Genomic DNA, 17,213 nt, shown 5'->3' with positions numbered 1-17,213 from the left:
GCAGTCTAGCGGCCGCCGCGCTGTATAGTGTTTGGTACAACAGGGTTGGCTGAAGCCTCTAATGCTTTTACTTTTCTCTCGTCTGTGACATTGGGTACGCCACGATTAAATTGCGCCCAAGTTAAGTAACGGTGTACTAGGCCATTAAAGTCTACGCCGAGCTCCCCTGTTAGGCCATTCCATCGGTATTCGGGAAATGCTTGCAATATAGCTAGCTGGCTTAATATATTGTAACTGTCATAGCCTAGTGCAAAATACCTGCCGCGAGCGTCCAAAGCTTCGGGTAGTATTTGGCCTAAAGTTTGCCGTGTTTGTTCGAACTCTGCTTGCTCACTCAGTAGTAGCGGAATATCGGTAAATTCAATACCATTTAAATCAATGTCGGTTTGCGGATCGCGCTTTCCAGAGAAAATAGACGAAGTGGCAATCACGGGTAAGTCATGCGCAAAATAGTAGTTGATAAAGGGTTTGATACGCCGCCCGTCTTCTGGTCGTGCGAGCATAAAGATAAAGTCTGCGTCTTGTCGACGTCGCATTTCAAATTCTAAATTGCGACCTAGTAATCGTTCTAGAGAACGCTTGCGCTGAATACTGGTGTCGACTCTCAATAATTTTTGTACATTTTGTTTGAGCTGGTTAATTTCGCGATAGTTCTCAACGCTGATTAATTCACCACCTAACTCTTCAAAGGTCGCTCTAAACGCATTTTCTGCGCGTGCGCCAGTGCTATTTTGCGGCAAAAAAGCAATGGCTTTGGTGTAGCCTTTCTTAATTGCATAGTGAGCAGCTTGGATTGCCTCGTCTTCAATTGGTAAGCCAAATTGGTAAACCTGAGGATGAGTAAAGGTTTCAGACTCAGTTCGGTTTAGTGCCAGCATAGGGATTTGAATTTCCTCTTGCTGTAAAATAGATTCTATTGCTTCTTTAGTAAGCGGCCCTAAAATAAAGTCTGCTCCTTCTCGCTGCGCTTGTTGGTAAGCGGTAAGAGACGACAAGTTCTTTGCGGTATCATAAAAAGCTAGCTGTGGCGCGCTTGTTGCCTCTGGAGTTTGGTAGTGGGCTGCTAGAATGCCGTCATGTATCATTTTGCCAAACGATCCAAGTTTACCGCTTAAAGGCAGTAAAATAGCTATTTTCTTAGGCGTAAATTCTTCTGCAGCAGCGGCTTTACGCAATACTTCTGGTTGATTAACTGATGAAGGATGTAGTGGATATTTTAGTTGCCAACGCTCTATTTCAGCCAAAAGCTTTTTCGGATGGTATCCCCAGCGCTGGTTAATATAAGCAATTTCTAGCCAACCATTGAGGCGCTGCGAATTAAAGTCTGATTTTAACTGGAGTAAAAAGTCGGTTTGTATTTGGTTTAATGCCGCCCAAATCTTCTCATTATTTTGTCGTAGCGCTTGCTCGTCATCGATAAGGTCGTCTAATTGAATCCGTTGCTTGGCTGCTTCAAAATAATTGCTATTGGCCAAAAACGCATCGGATAAGCTTTGGGCATGGCGAATTTGCCAATGAATAGGCTTGGCTGAGATTAAATGAACAGACTGTATATGATTGAGTGCTTTTTCATGAGCGCCCAAAGCTAAAAGTGTTTCACCGTAATATAAGTTAAAATCGTCAACTTCTAGCGGAGTGAGCCGCGTCTGATCGACACGGACTAAAATTTCTTGTGCCTTTTCGTAGCGAGCCTCTTTGACCAATAAACCGGCGGCTTGAACTAAAAGCTGGCTTTTTTGATGTGGCAGCGCTTGTTTGGCTTGGTTAAGAATATATTCTAAGTTTTGCGATGCGTTATTCGTATGTCGTTTATTCTCTTTTACAACCGGACCGCAGCCTTGTAGCATTAATGCAATCAATACTGAGATAATTAATTTGTTGCTTTGAGTGATATAATTCATCATTATTTCTAAAAACTCCAACCTACCTTATTAAATCATCGTAAAACCTAAAGAGCGTGTATGAACTCCCTGAATACTGATAACGAACAAAAGCATGGCATATTGTATGTTGTTGCAACGCCAATTGGAAATCTGGGTGATATTAGTGATCGAATGCGTCACACTTTAGCTCAAGTTGACAAAATAGCCGCAGAAGATACCCGTCGAACTCGACAGCTATTATCGCATATTGACGTGGATACACCATGTTTTTCACTGCATGACCATAATGAAAGACAAAAATTAAACTATATTGTTCAATTGCTTACTCAGGGCGAGTCGATTGCGCTGGTGTCAGATGCTGGCACGCCGTTAATTAGTGATCCTGGCTACCCGCTTGTTGCCGCAGTGCGCCAGCAAGGGTTGCAAGTGGTGGCAATTCCCGGGCCTTGTGCGTTAATCGCAGCGCTTTCGATCGCCGGTTTGCCTACCGATCGCTTTATATTTGAAGGCTTTCTCCCGGCAAAAACAAGTGCGAGAAAGGCTTTGTTAGTCGAATTGGTCGAAGAAACCGCGACCCTGCTTTTTTATGAGTCTTCACACCGAATTAAAGACTGCCTTGCGGATATCGCAGAGGTATTTGGAGATAGCCGGTTTGTGGTAGTTGCAAGGGAATTAACCAAGACCTTTGAAACCGTATTACAAGGTGACGCAATAAGCCTGCTGCAAACTTTACAGACAGATCCTAACCAAAGTAAAGGTGAATTTGTTGTAATGATAAAAGGGGCATCTAAAAAGTCACAAGCGCTATCAAAAGAGGCCCAAAAATTGGCTCTGCTGCTTGCAAAAGAGCTACCGGGAAAGCAAGCCGCAAAGCTTACTTCGGAGATGTATGGCGAAAAGAAAAATGCTATCTACCAATTTTTGTTAGACTCTAAACACTAAATTTAAGCGCTAGTAACCTCCTCAGATAGTGCACTTTAGACTGGCTGGTTTTTTGTGCTCTCGCATAAAGATTAGTTACCTTGGTGTGAGCTTGCTGTCTTATGCTCAGGATAACGATTTACGATTTACGATTTACGATTTACGATTAACAATTAACGGTATCAACTCAATATTTCACTACTTAATTATCCGCACTTTCGCTGTTTTATATTTATTTTATATAAGTAGATTTAAAATAACGCTGTTTAATAATACATCTTTTCATATTTAAGAAATAATGTTTAAAGTTTGCTTGAAATTGGTAGAGCGACTGTGGTTATATTTACAACTAGAACGCAAGTTCGCCTGTTGTTCTCCTGGATGATTTGAGCTGCTTGTAGAAAAAAAATCGAATAGATATTACCAATAATAATTATAAAGGTTTTTGTTATTTATGAGTGTTTTTTTTAAGTCAGTTTTTGTTGTTGCTAGTCACAAAAACAAAACCTTAAATAGTATTTTAGCGTCTCGCTACAAAGTATGGGCAAAGTTAATAGCCGCTAGCTTGGTTGGTCTGAATATTACTGCTTGTAAATCAGAGTTTGATGTTTTTCTTACTCCATTTGAACAGTTATCGCTACCGCTAATTAGCTTGGTTGTCGCAGTTTTACTTCTATCAAGTTTAGCTTTTTTGTTTCGATATCAACATAACTTTGTGAACCGAATTTTTAGCACAAAATCATCACAGCCTGTCGCATTAGATAATGCTTTTTTAAATAGAAAAGCATTATCGGAAAGTTTATCTCAAGAAATAACAAAAGCACAAAAAAACAAGACAAATTTTTCCGCAGTTCAAATTAAACTTGATGACTTCTCTAATTGGCATCAAACGCTCGGTGTTGAGGAGAGTCGTCGAATAGAAAAGGCTTTTCAAAGCTGCTTAGTGAAACCCTGTAATACGCTAGATGTTTGCTTTAAAATAAGCCCGAGTGATTACGTTGTTTTGTTACCAGAAACTCAAATTCAGCCTGCGGTTGCGTTTGCTTCAAAGGTGTTAGAAGAAACTAGAAAGATTAAATGCACCGCTAACTATCTTGTTTCAGCTAGCATTGGAATTACAACTTTCCACTGTGAAGATAATGTTACCGATTTCTTACAGAGATTAAATAAAGCCTGCCTGAAAGCAATGGAGTCTGGTGGCAATCATTTTGTCGCCAAACTCGCTAGTTAATTTTATTTGGTTATTGATTTGGCGCTGCGTGGCGAATGTCGTTAATAAACTGAGTGTCGGTTAGGGTTTCTAAAAACGCAATTAAATCTTGCTTTTCTTTTGGCGTTAAGCTGAATCCTTTAATAAACTGGCTTTTATTGGGATTAACTCGGCCGTCGCCTTTAAGCTCGCCAGTTAAGATGTTTCTTCCTCCGCTGGCGTAAAAGTCAATGACTTCTGTCAAGCTGTTAATGCTGCCGTCATGCATATACGGAGCCGTTAGCGCAATATTTCTTAAGGTGGGCGCTCTAAATTTGCCGTTGTCTTTTGGATCTAAAGTAATTTCCGCAAGCCCTGGATCAGACTGAGGGTAACCTTGATTTGAGTCAAGAAAATACAATCCAGTATTGTGAAAGGGACGTCTATCAAGTACTTGCTGCTGATGAAAAGTTGATTGGGTAAAATTAAAGCCGCCATGGCAGTGATGACATTCAAGCGCTTCTGAAAAAAATAGTTTCATCCCATTGATAGCGCTTTCACTAATGGCTGTATCGTCTCCATCGTATGCGTATTGATCGAAGGGTGAGTTAAATGAGATTAAACTGCGCACAAAGGCAGCCAAGGCAAAACTTATGTGCTTGAAGTTTGCATTGGGATTTTCAAATGCTGCCTCAAACAAGCTTTGGTATTGCGGTGTGTTGAATCGAGCAAGCACGGCTTCTTCATTGCCGGTAATGCCGAGCTCAATCGGCTCTTCTCCAAATAGCGGCAGTAGTAATTGCATTTCGATAGATGTGATTTCACTGTGTGCCCAAGTTAAAGTTTTGTTGTAAGCGATATTGACTAATGCAGGAGAGTTTCTGCGATGTTTTTCTCCGGTTGAGCCAATAGAGGTTGGCTTAGGTTCTGCAAAAGAAAACTGTTGTTGGTGGCAAGTGGCGCAAGCTTGGGTTTGATTAAAACTCAAGTTTGGGTCGTAAAAAAGTTTTTTGCCTAATTTGACTTTAGCACGGCTCATAGGGTTGTTGAGAGGAACTTGTGGACGCGGGAAATCTTCTCGTAAATCCCAGCGAAAATCTTCAGCAGTTTTTTCACAGCTAACTAAAAGGTTTAATATCAATAAGCCACTAATGAACTTGATTAAAAAGTGTTTTTTTTTGAACATGAAAAGCCTTTAGTTTAATACTTTGAAAACTGTGTTTTTAGTGGTTGAACCGTCTAGGTTTAGGCTCTTAAAAAGTAAGCGGCAATCAGGATTAGTTAGGCTAGATTGACAACCTTGACTTTGTGCTAAGTTGAGAGGATCAAGTAATTGATCGAGTTGAATAGCAATTTTTGATTGGACTGAAAGTTCGCCTAACTCAATGTTAACGATATTAGGGTATTGGCAAACTTTCTGAGGAGGCCTTACTGGAGATTCAGACTCGCATCCCGTGGCTCCTAAATGAAAAGCCCATTGCTTGTTGTCGTTGGATAGTTCTAGCCGAAAATATTTGTGACCTGTTTGCCATACCCAAAACATATCGGCCTGATTTAATGGGTAGTTTTGTGTGATAGGGTTATTATGGTTTAACTTGTTAGGAACGCCAATTTTAAATTTTATTGCGCTAATTTCACTTTGCTTTATTGCTGAAATTCCTGCAAGCGTTAGCTTAAACGAGTTTGGGCAAACGCCACCGAGTAGTGCGACTCTAGTCGAGTTATTTTCATGTTTTGGCAGATGGAGTCGATGCCAGTTTGCCTGTGTATCTTTTAAATAGACGTCATGCAAAAAGAATTGCAACTGAGCAAGTTGCCAATTCATCGCTTGGTTGGTTAACAAGCTTTTACAGGTGACTGGTTTGGATTGATCGCGCAGTTCAAATGGTATTTGAATTGGATGGTTACTTAAATCGCAGCTACTAATTAATAATGTTGTACATACAACTAAAAGTTTGAACCCAATCTTAAGTAACCTAAATTGTTTATAAAAGCGGTTGAACATTTTGTATGAAATTAACCTTAACGAGAGTTTGTAATTAAAATTAACATATTTAGTTCAGTGTTTTGAACTTAAATCGCCAAAGTGTGAAAATTGAACTTTTTGCTAAACAGGTTAAGTGGTTAAATGGCTACTTACTTAAGTTATTTATCAGTTAGCCGTTAATAAAGGCTAAGCGGAGCGTTTGAAATGGTTCGAGCAGTGATAGTCAAAAAACTAATATTTACAGTTGTTTGGATAAGCCTAGGCATTGGGTTGTATGTTGGTGCTCATTCTGAACACGGTAAACCACGTTTTGTTGCTCCTAATGGCACGGATAGCGGATTTTGTGACAACGCACTGCGCCCTTGTAGAAGTATCGAGTTTGCAGTTCAAAAAGCCAATAAAGGCGATAAAATACTCGTATCTGGCGGAACCTACAAAATAACCTCTGCCGAAGCGCTCTTCTATTTAAAAAGTGAGCTAGTACCAGTTTATGGTGGTTACAACCGCTTTGACCACTTTCAGACTCAGGCCCCTAACAGTAACCAAACTTTTTTGTTAGGTGTGCCAGTAGAAATGTCTCAGCAAATGCGCAACAAGGGCTTTAAAGTCATTAGTGACGGCTTAAGCGCTGATTTAGCGAGTGAACTTTCAGCGCAAATGACGTCTTTTAGGGCGTTAGATCAAAAGCAAGCTGAAGAACCTTGTGTGGCCGGAAGTGCTGCTGGCTTTCCATGTGAAAATATTGATTTAGTCGCACACGTACCTTTGTCTAGTTTTAGTTCTCGGCCTTCATCGGGCAATGATATTTGGGGACACACAGATCTAAATACTGGCATAGAATACGCGCTTATCGGTGTGAATAATGGTGCTACCGTGTTTAGTTTGGAAGACCCAAGCAACCCAGTTGAAGTTGGCACCATAAGTGGTAGTCAATCAACTTGGCGTGACATTAAAGTATATCAATACTTTGACGATGCCGATCACCGTTGGAGAGCCTATGCTTACGTTACCGTCGATAGTGCGTCAGACGGCGTTACGATAATTGATTTAAATGATTTACCTAATAGCATAAGTTTGGCAGAACGTAATCAATCAGTACTAAGTGCACATAATGTTTATATTTCAAATGTTGACTACACGCTTAATGCAAAGCTTGATAATGCGGAGCCTTTACTGCAGCTAATTGGAACTAATCAATATTCAGGCTCATTTCATAGCTACTCGTTAACTGATCCAAGTACCTTGTCTGTTAAAGCTAATCAATCGACTTTTAATGGTTACACTCATGATGGCGCTTCAGTGTTAATTGACGACTCAAGGAAAGATACAGACTGCTTTAATGGTGCTGAAAACTGTAGCGTTTTTGTGGACTTTAACGAGAAAGAAATGGTGCTATGGGATATTTCTGATCCAACAGATACGCAAAAACTTTCTACCGCAGGTTACGACGACGTAGCCAAGGCTAATCAATATGTACACTCAGGCTGGGTCACTGAAGACAAACGTTTTGTTTTGCTTCATGATGAATTTGATGAGTATAGAGGCGGCCTGAATTCTACCGTGAGAATTTTTCAAATCGATGATTTACGCAACCCTGTTCAAGTTGGCCAGTGGACCGGACCAACCAAAGCCATTGATCACAATGGATTTGTTAGAGGTAATCGTTATTATTTATCGAATTATGAGCGTGGGGTTACCATTTTAGATATTACCGACCCGGCGAACCCTGTAGTTGCAGGCTATTTTGATACTTTTCCTGCGAGAAACAACCCTTCGTTTAATGGTGCTTGGGGAGTCTATCCTTTTTTACCGTCAGGTTTAATTTTGGCCAGCGACATTAATAGTGGTCTTTATGTTTTAAGAGACAATACACAAACTAGTGCCCAGGGAAGTTTTAAGTTTGCGCAAGCGTCTCAAAATGCTCAACCTAATAGTAGTTTAACGGTCCAAGTAGAAAGAATAGGTACTAATTCGTCTAGCCAAAGCGCTAGTGTTTTTTACGAAGTTATCTCTGGCAGTGCATTATTAGGAGAAGACTTTAGTTTTGCGAAAGGTGAGCTATCTTGGGTTGGGAGTGACGCCACAAGCCAATCTTTTACAATTGAGATTGCTGATAACCTCTCTGCACTAGAGTTTGATGAAGAGTTTTTTATAAGGCTTTATAACCCGACCTCTGGAGCAACTATATCTAACCCTAGTTATCAAACTGTTAAAATTGAAGGGGCGCCTAATACAGGCAATGTTGAGTTTTCGGTTAGTGAGCTTCAAGTAGATGAAAATGCGGGCAGTATTGAAGTTGTAGTCAAGCGTAATGGAGGCAATGAGGGCTCTGCAAGTGTTGACTATACTAGCGTTGCTAATAGTGCTGAGTCTGGTTCTGATTATGAATCATTCAATGGAGTATTGACTTGGGCTGACGGAGACTCGTCTGACAAAACAATTAGTTTTACCTTAATTGATGATGACGTTGAAGAGCCTACGGAAAACTTTAGTATCGACTTGAGTAATTCTAATGGTGCGACTCTAGGTACTAACACAAGTATGCTGATTAGTATCAGTGATGATGATTCAAATACCGCTCCTGTTGTTTCCGTACCAGATAGTTTTCAAGTCAATACCAGCCAGTCAGTGACTCTTCAAGGCTCTGCCGTAGATGCGGAAGGAGATGATTTAATTTACTTATGGACTCAGGTTTCTGGTAGCAACGTTGAGTTAAACAATGCAAATCAAGCCACGGCAAGTTTTACCGCACCGCAAGTTGCGGGCAATTTAGTGTTTAATTTTAGTGTTATTGATAGCAAAGGGGCGCAAGCGAGCGCGCAGTTAGTTATTCTTGTCGTTGCGGCCGAAGAGCCTCAACCCGAACCGCAACAGTCGAGTGGCGGTGGTGGACTAGGTGCTGCGGTACTGATGATTTTGGGCGCCTTAATAACGCGTAAAAAAATTAAGCAGCGGTAAAATCTACTCGTTATTGTGCTTAATAGTTGGTAACATAGCCTCGGGTTGACTGGACAATCGCTGTTTATCGAAAGGTAAGTGGAGGAAAGTCCGGACTTTAAAGAGCAGAGTGCCAGGTAACACCTGGGGGGCGAGAGCCTACGGAAAGTGCAGCAGAAAATATACCGCCTTGTAAAAGGTAAGGGTGAAAAGGTGCGGTAAGAGCGCACCGCGCTAATGGTAACATTTAGTGGCAGTGTAAACCCCACTCAAAGCAAGACCAAATAGGGTTCCACTAACTTTTTAAGTTTAAGGCGTGGCTCGCGTTGGAACCGGGTAGGTTGCATGAGCATAGTGGCAACACTATGCCAAGATGAATGATTGTCCTAGACAGAATCCGGCTTATAGGTTGACCCAAAAATCTATTGCCTCCTCCAATCTTTGAGAGGGGGCATATTTCTTGTCATGGCGTATTTCGCTCTTAAGGAGCTTGTCGCTCTAAATGAGTCGTTTGATTATCAAAAAGCTCGTTTTTCAAAAATCTTCTAAAATCCTGTTTTAAACAACCCACAAAGTGACACAACTTAAAGTAATACTTTAAGTTTGCGAGCTAAGTTGATGAATTATATTCTTATTCGAAAAACAGCTAAGTTTCAGAGGTTTTAATTCGCGCTAAGTCTTTGTGAAATAAGCATTATTTCAGCGTTTTTCTCCTGTTTTTTCCTTGACAAAAACATCTCTAAATACCTATAGTGCACTTAAGTGGAGAAAAGTGTAGTTATGTGCAATTTTGTGGTTCATCTGATCAATGAACCCCTGTACAGGAAAAATAATAGTGTTTCGTGGAGCCAACTCAATCAATTTAGACTCAAAAGGTCGTATAGCGATACCCTCAAAGTATCGTAACGGCATCGTTGAGTCTTGTGATTCTCACATGATTGTAACTTGCGATCCCTATGATAACTGCTTATTGATATTTCCCCTACAGCATTGGGAAGCAGCAGAAGCAGATTTACAATCTCTCTCCAACTCAAAACCTCTCCACAGACGTTTAAAGCGAATTATGTTAGCCCATGCCACTGAAGTTGATATGGATGGATCTGGGCGGTTACTAATTCCAAACGTACTCCGCGAAAGAGCACAACTAAATAAAGAAGTGATGTTGATTGGTCAAGGAAAGACCTTCCAGTTATGGAATGAAGCACAATGGAATAAGTTAACCGAAGAGGATTTAACCGTGCTATCAAGCGACGAACTCGATTCTGACGAATTGCCTGATTTGTACTATTAAGACGATGAACATGCAATTTTCACATACAACGGTCTTATTAAATGAGGCGGTCGACGGGCTGAATATTCAACCTAATGGTATCTACATTGATGGTACTTTTGGGCGGGGTGGACACAGTCAATTGATTTTAAGCAAGCTGTCAGAAGATGGACGTTTGCTGGCAATTGATCGCGATCCTCAAGCGGCTAAAACCGCTGAAAATTTTGCCGATGATAAACGATTTAGTTTTTTTCATCAGAATTTTGCCAGTATTTTGCCGCTATTAGAAGCGCATAATCTAGTGGGAAAAATTGATGGCATTTTGTTAGATCTCGGTGTTTCGTCGCCTCAGCTTGATGAAGCTGAAAGAGGCTTTAGTTTTATGCAGGATGGACCGCTTGATATGCGCATGGATCCAACCACAGGCATGTCGGCTGCTCAATGGTTAGCAGTTGCCGGTGTCGATGAGATTCGCCAAGTGCTAAAAGAGTATGGCGAAGAAAAATTTGCAACTCGTATTGCTCGAGCCATTGTAGAGATACGTCAAGAGCGTGCGATAGATACCACGGCAAAGCTCGCAAAGATTGTTGATGAAGCGTGTCCGGTGAAAGATAAGTTTAAGCATCCAGCAACAAGAAGCTTTCAAGCGATCCGTATTTTTATTAATAGCGAATTAAAAGAGTTAACAGAGACCTTAGAAAATACGCCTGCAATGTTAGCAAAGGGTGGACGCTTATCAGTAATTAGTTTTCACTCGCTTGAAGATAGAATCGTTAAGCGTTTTATTAAAAAGAAATCAAAAGGTGATGATTTTCCAAAAGGGCTACCTATCACCCAAAGTGAGTTAAACCAAGAATTTAAAGCAGTTGGAAAAGCGATAAAAGCGAGCAAACAAGAGGTTGATATAAACCCGCGCTCACGCAGCGCCATATTACGAGTGGCCGAACGACTTTAAGCAACAATAACTAAAAGTAACGGAATGAATAAAAATAATCAAAAATCACAAAAAACACAGCAACCGCCTTCATTATTGAAAGCGGTTTTTGTGGATCTATTTGTGCAACATTGGTTAGTTTCTTTAGTTGCGTTATTAATGGTGATTTCTGCTATGTCACTAGCTTTTACTAGCCATCAATTGCGTCGCTCTACCGCAAACTTAGAGCAGTTAAAATCTGAGTATCAAGAAAGCCAAGTAGAATGGGAGTCATTACGACTCGAGCTTACCGCGTTAACCGAACCCGATAGAATTAGTCATATTGCACGTAAAGAATTGGGCATGGTTGAAGTGACCACCAAAAATGAAAAGGTGATTTCACTATGAGTCAAGCGCGTAAGCCAAATAGTATTCCTACTAGCAATGGTCGCTACCAAGTTTTAATGTTAGTGATTGCTAGTGCATTTATCGGTTTATTGGCTCGAGCGAGTTACCTGCAAATTGATAAGTCAGAAGATCTCATCAGTAAAGCAGACTCTCGAAGTGTGAGAGAATTGCACATGCCAACTCATCGAGGCGTAATTTATGATCGCAATGGGGTAGAGTTAGCGGTAAGTGTTCCGGTTAAATCGGTATGGATTGATGTAACCAAAGTGATGGAAAAATCACCAACCTTAGCTGAAGCTGATTGGAATCGATTGGCAATTATTGCTCGCAAAACACCGCATGAATTTAAACAGTGGATTGTTGAAAGAAAAGGGCGTCAGTTTGCTTGGGTTGCACGTCATCTTGATCCTAAAAGAGCCAACCTAGTAAAAACTTTGGATCTGCCTGGTGTTTATTTGAGAGACGAGTATCGTCGATATTATCCGTCAGCTGAAATTACCGCCCATATTATAGGATTTACCGATGTAGATGATCGCGGCCGCGAAGGGTTAGAGAAAGCATTTGATCAGTTGTTAAGCGGACAAGACGGACAACAAAAAGTACGCTTAGATCTAAATCGTCGAATTATTGAGCAACAAGAAGTCATTAAGCAACCTGAAAAAGGGCAAGATCTTGTATTGAGTATTGATAGCCGTATTCAAGCCATTGCTTATAAGGCATTAAAAACTGCGGTGCTAAAACATCGTGCTCGTTCAGGTGCTTTAGTGATGCTAGATGTAGAAACTGGCGAGGTTCTCGCTTTGTTAAGCCAGCCTTCTTATAACCCCAACCGTTTTGATAGCCGTCGCTCTGAATTTACGCGCAATTCAGCATTTGTGGATAGTTTTGAGCCTGGCTCTACCGCTAAGCCGTTAACCGTAGCGAGTGCGCTTGAAGCCGGAGTCGTAAAACCAACTAGCAAAATTAACACTTCTCCTGGGCGCATGAAGTTAAATGGTTACTGGGTTATCGATGGAAAAAATCATGGCGTTTTAGATGTTAGCGGTGTGCTACAAAAATCAAGCAATGTCGGTGTGAGCAAATTGGCAAGCATGATGAGTGACGATGAGTTTTTAAGTACCTTCTATCAAGTCGGTTTTGGCATAGATACCGCAAGTGGTTTTCCTGGCGAAAGTACCGGGAAAATGGATTTTAGAGACAACTGGAGTGACATTGAGAAAGCCAATGTTTCTTTTGGATACGGATTTATGGTAACGCCAGTACAGTTAGCAAAAGCTTACTCCGTATTAGGTGCTTATGGTGTTAATCGACCATTATCATTGCTTAAACAAGAAACTCCACCGCAGGGTAAGCAAGTTATTTCGCGCCAAACCAGTCAGCAAGTTATTCGGATGATGGAAACGGTAGTAGGCGAAGGTGGAACGGCTCAAAAAGCTAAAGTATATGGGTATAGAATTGCCGGAAAAACTGGTACTGCGCGAAAAGCATCGCGAGGTTCTTATGGCGATCAGTATGCTGTTTTCTTTGCAGGACTAGCACCCGTAAGCGATCCTAAAATCGCAATGGTAGTGTTTGTTAATGAGCCAAATAGCGAAGAGTATTATGCTGGTGATGTCGCTGCACCAGTGTTCGCCAAAGTTGCAGAGGAAACGTTACGGCTTTTAAATGTGAAGCCTGACCAAACCAATGTTGTCGCCGCTAAATCTCCTGTAAAAGGAGAAAGCAATGGGTAATATTTCTCTTAATAATTTATTAGCGGGTGTTGATTCCGTTGAAGTTGATAATGAACTTCAGCTGCAAACCGTAGGACCTTTAGTAAGCGATAGCCGTCTAGTTTCAACCGGCGATACCTTTGTGGCGCTGGTCGGTTATAAGGCCGATGCTCGACAATTTATTAGCGCTGCAATACAACAGGGTGCCAAATGGGTTTTAGCTGAAGCTGAACAAGCACAACAACTTTTTCCTGAACTCATTGAACTTGAGCAGGTAATTTGGATTAACAACCTGCGCGACCAGTTAAGTTTAATTGCGTCAAACTATTTTTCTAATCCTTCTAGCCAATTAAAGACAATTGGTGTTACCGGCACGAATGGAAAAACTAGCTGTAGTTACCTGATCGCAAAAACACTACAAAAAATGCACTTTGAATGCTTTTTGTTGGGTACTTTAGGAGTTGGCCAAAGTGGTCAATTAAAACAAAGTGAAAATACGACTGTCGATGCAATTACCATGCAAAAAGTTTTGGCGCAAGCGGTCGCTTCTGGTGCGCAATTTGCGGCAATGGAAGTGTCTTCTCATGGTCTAGATCAAGCAAGAGCACAAGCTGTTCTATTTAATACGGCAGTATTCACTAATTTAACCCATGACCATCTTGATTATCACGGTGATATGGAAGCGTACGGCAATGCAAAGCGAAAGCTATTTTTGTCACCTAATTTAAAGAATGCCGTGATTAATATGGATGATAAATTTGGACGCAAACTTGCCAAAGACGAAGCTATTAGCGCAACTAAGTGGTTAGTTACTACACAGTTACCTACCTCAGGTTCTAATTTAAATCGCTGGGTATGGGCAGAAGAAGTCGTTTATTCAATGCAAGGCTTGCACGCAAAAATTTACACTCCTTGGGGAAGCGGCCGACTAGATTCCAATTTAATTGGGCAATTTAATTTATCTAACTTACTTTTGGTTATAACCGCACTAGGCAGTATTTTTAAAGATATTAACCCAGTATTACAAGCAGTAAAAAATGTTCGCTCTGCGCCTGGTCGCATGCATAAGTTTGGACATGCTAAGTCACCATTGGTTGTGGTTGATTATGCGCATACGCCTGATGCATTAAAACAAGCGCTTAACGCATTGCGTGAGCATAACGTGGGGTTAATTTGGTGCATCTTTGGATGTGGAGGCGACCGAGATAAAGAAAAGCGTGCGTTAATGGCCCGAGTGAGTGAAAAGTTAGCAAATAAAGTGATTGTCACCAATGACAACCCAAGAACCGAGTCACCTGAAAGTATTCGTGATGACATACTCGAAGGCTTTAAGAAACCTGAAAAAGTTGAATTCATTGCTGATCGAGAACAAGCAATTTTATCAACTATAGCCAAGGCTAAAGTTGGAGATGCAATATTAATCGCTGGTAAAGGGCACGAAGATTATCAAATTATTGGTACCGAAAAAATTCACTTAAGTGATCTCGAAATCGCAGCAAAAGCCATAGAGGAGTACTCCGCATGATAGATGCTTATATTTCTCAAATTGCTAAGGCGGTTAATGGACGCTTCATTGGTGAAGACGTTAAAGTGAATAATGTTTATACCGATAGTAGAAAACAAGCCGAAGACGCTTTATTTATTGCCTTAAAGGGCCCGCATTTTGACGCGCATAACTTTTTAACTAATGTTGTAGAGCAAGGCGCTAAAGCAATTTTGGTTGAATGCGAGAGCCATTTAGATATACCACAGATTATCGTTAAAAATACTCATGTAGCTCTAGCGGAACTAGCAAAATTCAATCGCCAACAAGCCAATGTAAAGTGTGTCGCTATTACCGGAAGCAGCGGTAAAACTACGGTTAAAGAAATGCTAGCAAGCATCTTTAAAGAACAAGGTGAAACCTTAGCAACCTTGGGCAATCTCAATAACGAAATTGGTGCTCCCCTAACCGTATTAAGACTAAATGAAAGCCATGAGTTTGCAGTCATTGAGTTAGGTGCAAATCACGCAGGCGAAATTGCTTATACAGCAGCGATAGCTAAACCAGACATCGCTCTGATTAATAATGTTGCGGCCGCTCACCTAGAAGGGTTCGGCGATTTACAGGGGGTGGCTAGAGCCAAAGGTGAAATATACTCTGAGCTTACTGAGTCTGGTATCGCTGTGATTAATAATGATGATGATTTTGCGAGCTATTGGAAAAAGCATATTAAGAGCCAGGTTCTAACCTTTGCCGTTGAAGCAGATGCCGATGTAACTGTCGCTAATATTAAATTAGATGAAAACCAGTGTGCGACTTACGAATTACTTTACAAGGGTCAAAAACAAAGTATTGCGTTAACGCTAGCAGGAAGACATAACGTTTATAATTCACTTGCTGCTGCGACTTGCGCCATTGCAGCTGGCATACCATTGCAGACAATTGCAAAAGGTTTAACTCAAGTTGCATTAGTGCAAGGCAGGCTAAACTTGCATAAGCTTGCAAACGGATGTCAGCTTATTGATGATACTTACAATGCTAATCTTGCATCGATGCAAGCTGCAATTCAATTGCTCGCTGGTTACGCAAATGAAAAGGTCTTGGTCATTGGAGATATGGCAGAGTTAGGTGAAGCAGGGCGAAATTGTCATCAACAGATTGGACAATTTGCTAGTGAAGCTAAAATAGACAAGCTTTATTCTTGTGGATTACTCAGTAAATTTGCTCACGGTAGCTTTAACGGATTTGGTAAACATTTTTCATCACAACAAGAACTCATACAACAATTAAAACAAGAGGCTAATGCGGATTCAACGATCCTTGTTAAAGGATCGCGGAGTGCACATATGGATCGTGTAGTTAAAGCTTTAATGGAAAACACTTTAGAACAAAATTCGAATGTTGCTTCCTCACGGGGAGAAAAATAATGCTACTTTGGCTTGCTGAATATCTTCAACAATACGCGTCTGGGTTTAATCTATTTGGGTATTTAACCATTAGAAGTATTTTTGGTGCTCTCACTGCGCTGTTAATAAGTCTTTTACTCGGGCCACTAATGATAAAGAAATTAGCAGGCAAACAGATTGGGCAAACGGTGCGTGATGATGGTCCTCAATCGCATTTAAGTAAAGCCGGCACACCCACTATGGGCGGGGCGCTAATTTTGGTTGCCGTTGCCGTTTCTACCTTGCTCTGGAGTGATTTAGGTAATCGCTACGTGTGGGTTGTGTTGTTAACCACTCTGGGCTTTGGATTTGTTGGTTGGGTCGATGACTATCGTAAATTAGTTTACAAAGACCCAAAAGGGTTGGCGTCGCGCTGGAAATATTTTTGGCAGTCCGTCATAGGTTTAGCTGCGGCCACCTATTTATATATGAGTGTTCAAGTTGACGCTGAAACCATTTTGATTATCCCATTTTTTAAGAATGTCGCGATTAATCTTGGGCTTTTTTATATTGTGTTTGCGTACTTTGTTATTGTTGGGACAAGTAATGCGGTTAACTTAACGGATGGTCTTGACGGACTTGCTATCTTACCCACCGTTTTAGTCGCCGGGGCTCTTGGTATTATTGCTTATGTAACTGGGCATGTTAATTTTTCTAATTATCTTTCCATACCTTATATTCCTGGTTCTGGTGAATTGATTATTTTTTGCGCCACATTAGCTGGTGCTGGGTTAGGGTTCTTGTGGTTTAACACTTATCCAGCACAAGTTTTTATGGGCGATGTAGGCTCTCTTGGTTTAGGCGCAGCGCTTGGAACTGTAGCGGTAATTGTACGACAAGAATTAGTACTTTTTATCATGGGCGGTGTATTTGTTATGGAGACGGTGTCTGTCATTTTACAAGTCGCTTCTTTCAAACTGACCGGCCGTCGAATTTTTAATATGGCTCCACTTCATCATCATTATGAGCTGAAGGGATGGCCAGAACCAAGAGTCATAGTGCGCTTTTGGATAATTTCAGTAGTTTTAGTTTTAATTGGCTTAGCAACGTTAAAAATACGTTAAA

At 40.9% G+C, this 17,213-nt stretch carries 13 protein-coding genes and 1 other RNA gene; 11 read left to right on the top strand and 3 right to left on the bottom strand.

Annotated elements, in window-relative coordinates; translation table 11 throughout:
- Window positions 1–5 precede the first annotated feature (5 nt).
- Window positions 6–1,904 carry a penicillin-binding protein activator gene (locus ACUR5C_RS11840; RefSeq protein WP_454465340.1) on the bottom strand — a complete coding sequence of 633 codons (1,899 nt, stop codon included), beginning with the start codon at window positions 1,902–1,904 and terminating at the stop codon, window positions 6–8.
- Window positions 1,905–1,961: 57 nt separating this feature from the next.
- Here ACUR5C_RS11840 and rsmI point away from each other — a divergent pair, with 57 nt between their 5' ends.
- Window positions 1,962–2,825: a 16S rRNA (cytidine(1402)-2'-O)-methyltransferase gene (gene rsmI, locus ACUR5C_RS11835; RefSeq protein ID WP_454465339.1), complete on the top strand. Its 864-nt coding sequence runs from the start codon at window positions 1,962–1,964 to the stop codon at window positions 2,823–2,825.
- 433 nt (window positions 2,826–3,258) lie between these two features.
- Entirely contained in the window at window positions 3,259–4,035 is a 777-nt protein-coding gene (locus ACUR5C_RS11830) for a GGDEF domain-containing protein (RefSeq protein ID WP_454465338.1), read from the top strand.
- A 10-nt stretch (window positions 4,036–4,045) separates the two neighbouring features.
- Here ACUR5C_RS11830 and ACUR5C_RS11825 read toward each other — a convergent pair whose 3' ends face one another.
- Both ACUR5C_RS11825 and ACUR5C_RS11820 read right to left on the bottom strand, forming a co-directional pair.
- Window positions 4,046–5,179, bottom strand: a complete 1,134-nt coding sequence (locus ACUR5C_RS11825; protein ID WP_454465337.1) for an MbnH family di-heme enzyme — start codon at window positions 5,177–5,179, stop codon at window positions 4,046–4,048.
- 9 nt (window positions 5,180–5,188) lie between these two features.
- Window positions 5,189–5,998 (bottom strand): MbnP family copper-binding protein, encoded by an 810-nt coding sequence (locus ACUR5C_RS11820; protein ID WP_454465336.1) that lies wholly within the window; start codon window positions 5,996–5,998, stop codon window positions 5,189–5,191.
- Window positions 5,999–6,184: 186 nt separating this feature from the next.
- On the opposite strand from ACUR5C_RS11820, the gene ACUR5C_RS11815 reads away from it, so the two are divergent.
- The 9 genes from ACUR5C_RS11815 to mraY all read left to right on the top strand — a co-directional run bounded on the left by ACUR5C_RS11815 (window position 6,185) and on the right by mraY (window position 17,212).
- Window positions 6,185–8,938: a choice-of-anchor B family protein gene (locus ACUR5C_RS11815; protein WP_454465335.1), complete on the top strand. Its 2,754-nt coding sequence runs from the start codon at window positions 6,185–6,187 to the stop codon at window positions 8,936–8,938.
- Between the two features lie 41 nt (window positions 8,939–8,979).
- An RNA gene (gene rnpB, locus ACUR5C_RS11810) (RNase P RNA component class A) lies at window positions 8,980–9,338 on the top strand.
- Window positions 9,339–9,752: 414 nt separating this feature from the next.
- Complete coding sequence (mraZ, locus tag ACUR5C_RS11805) at window positions 9,753–10,208, top strand: division/cell wall cluster transcriptional repressor MraZ (RefSeq protein ID WP_454465334.1); 456 nt, start codon at window positions 9,753–9,755, stop codon at window positions 10,206–10,208.
- Between the two features lie 10 nt (window positions 10,209–10,218).
- Entirely contained in the window at window positions 10,219–11,142 is a 924-nt protein-coding gene (rsmH, locus tag ACUR5C_RS11800) for a 16S rRNA (cytosine(1402)-N(4))-methyltransferase RsmH (protein WP_454465333.1), read from the top strand.
- 24 nt (window positions 11,143–11,166) lie between these two features.
- A complete protein-coding gene (gene ftsL / locus ACUR5C_RS11795) occupies window positions 11,167–11,508 on the top strand; it encodes a cell division protein FtsL (RefSeq protein WP_454465332.1) in 342 nt (113 codons plus the stop codon).
- Window positions 11,505–13,241, top strand: a complete 1,737-nt coding sequence (locus ACUR5C_RS11790) for a peptidoglycan D,D-transpeptidase FtsI family protein (RefSeq protein WP_454465331.1) — start codon at window positions 11,505–11,507, stop codon at window positions 13,239–13,241. The genes ftsL and ACUR5C_RS11790 overlap by 4 nt, the downstream gene beginning before the upstream one ends.
- Complete coding sequence (locus tag ACUR5C_RS11785; RefSeq protein ID WP_454465330.1) at window positions 13,234–14,745, top strand: UDP-N-acetylmuramoyl-L-alanyl-D-glutamate--2,6-diaminopimelate ligase; 1,512 nt, start codon at window positions 13,234–13,236, stop codon at window positions 14,743–14,745. The genes ACUR5C_RS11790 and ACUR5C_RS11785 overlap by 8 nt, the downstream gene beginning before the upstream one ends.
- Window positions 14,742–16,130 (top strand): UDP-N-acetylmuramoyl-tripeptide--D-alanyl-D-alanine ligase, encoded by a 1,389-nt coding sequence (locus tag ACUR5C_RS11780; RefSeq protein WP_454465329.1) that lies wholly within the window; start codon window positions 14,742–14,744, stop codon window positions 16,128–16,130. Before ACUR5C_RS11785 ends, ACUR5C_RS11780 begins: the two co-directional genes overlap by 4 nt.
- Window positions 16,130–17,212, top strand: coding sequence for a phospho-N-acetylmuramoyl-pentapeptide-transferase (gene mraY / locus ACUR5C_RS11775; RefSeq protein WP_454465328.1), 1,083 nt, complete (start codon window positions 16,130–16,132; stop codon window positions 17,210–17,212). The genes ACUR5C_RS11780 and mraY overlap by 1 nt, the downstream gene beginning before the upstream one ends.
- Window position 17,213 lies beyond the last annotated feature (1 nt).

This window comes from Aliikangiella aequoris (assembly GCF_053709105.1).
Note: the sequence above shows the minus strand (reverse complement) of the source record. Positions and strands in the feature narration are given on the sequence as shown.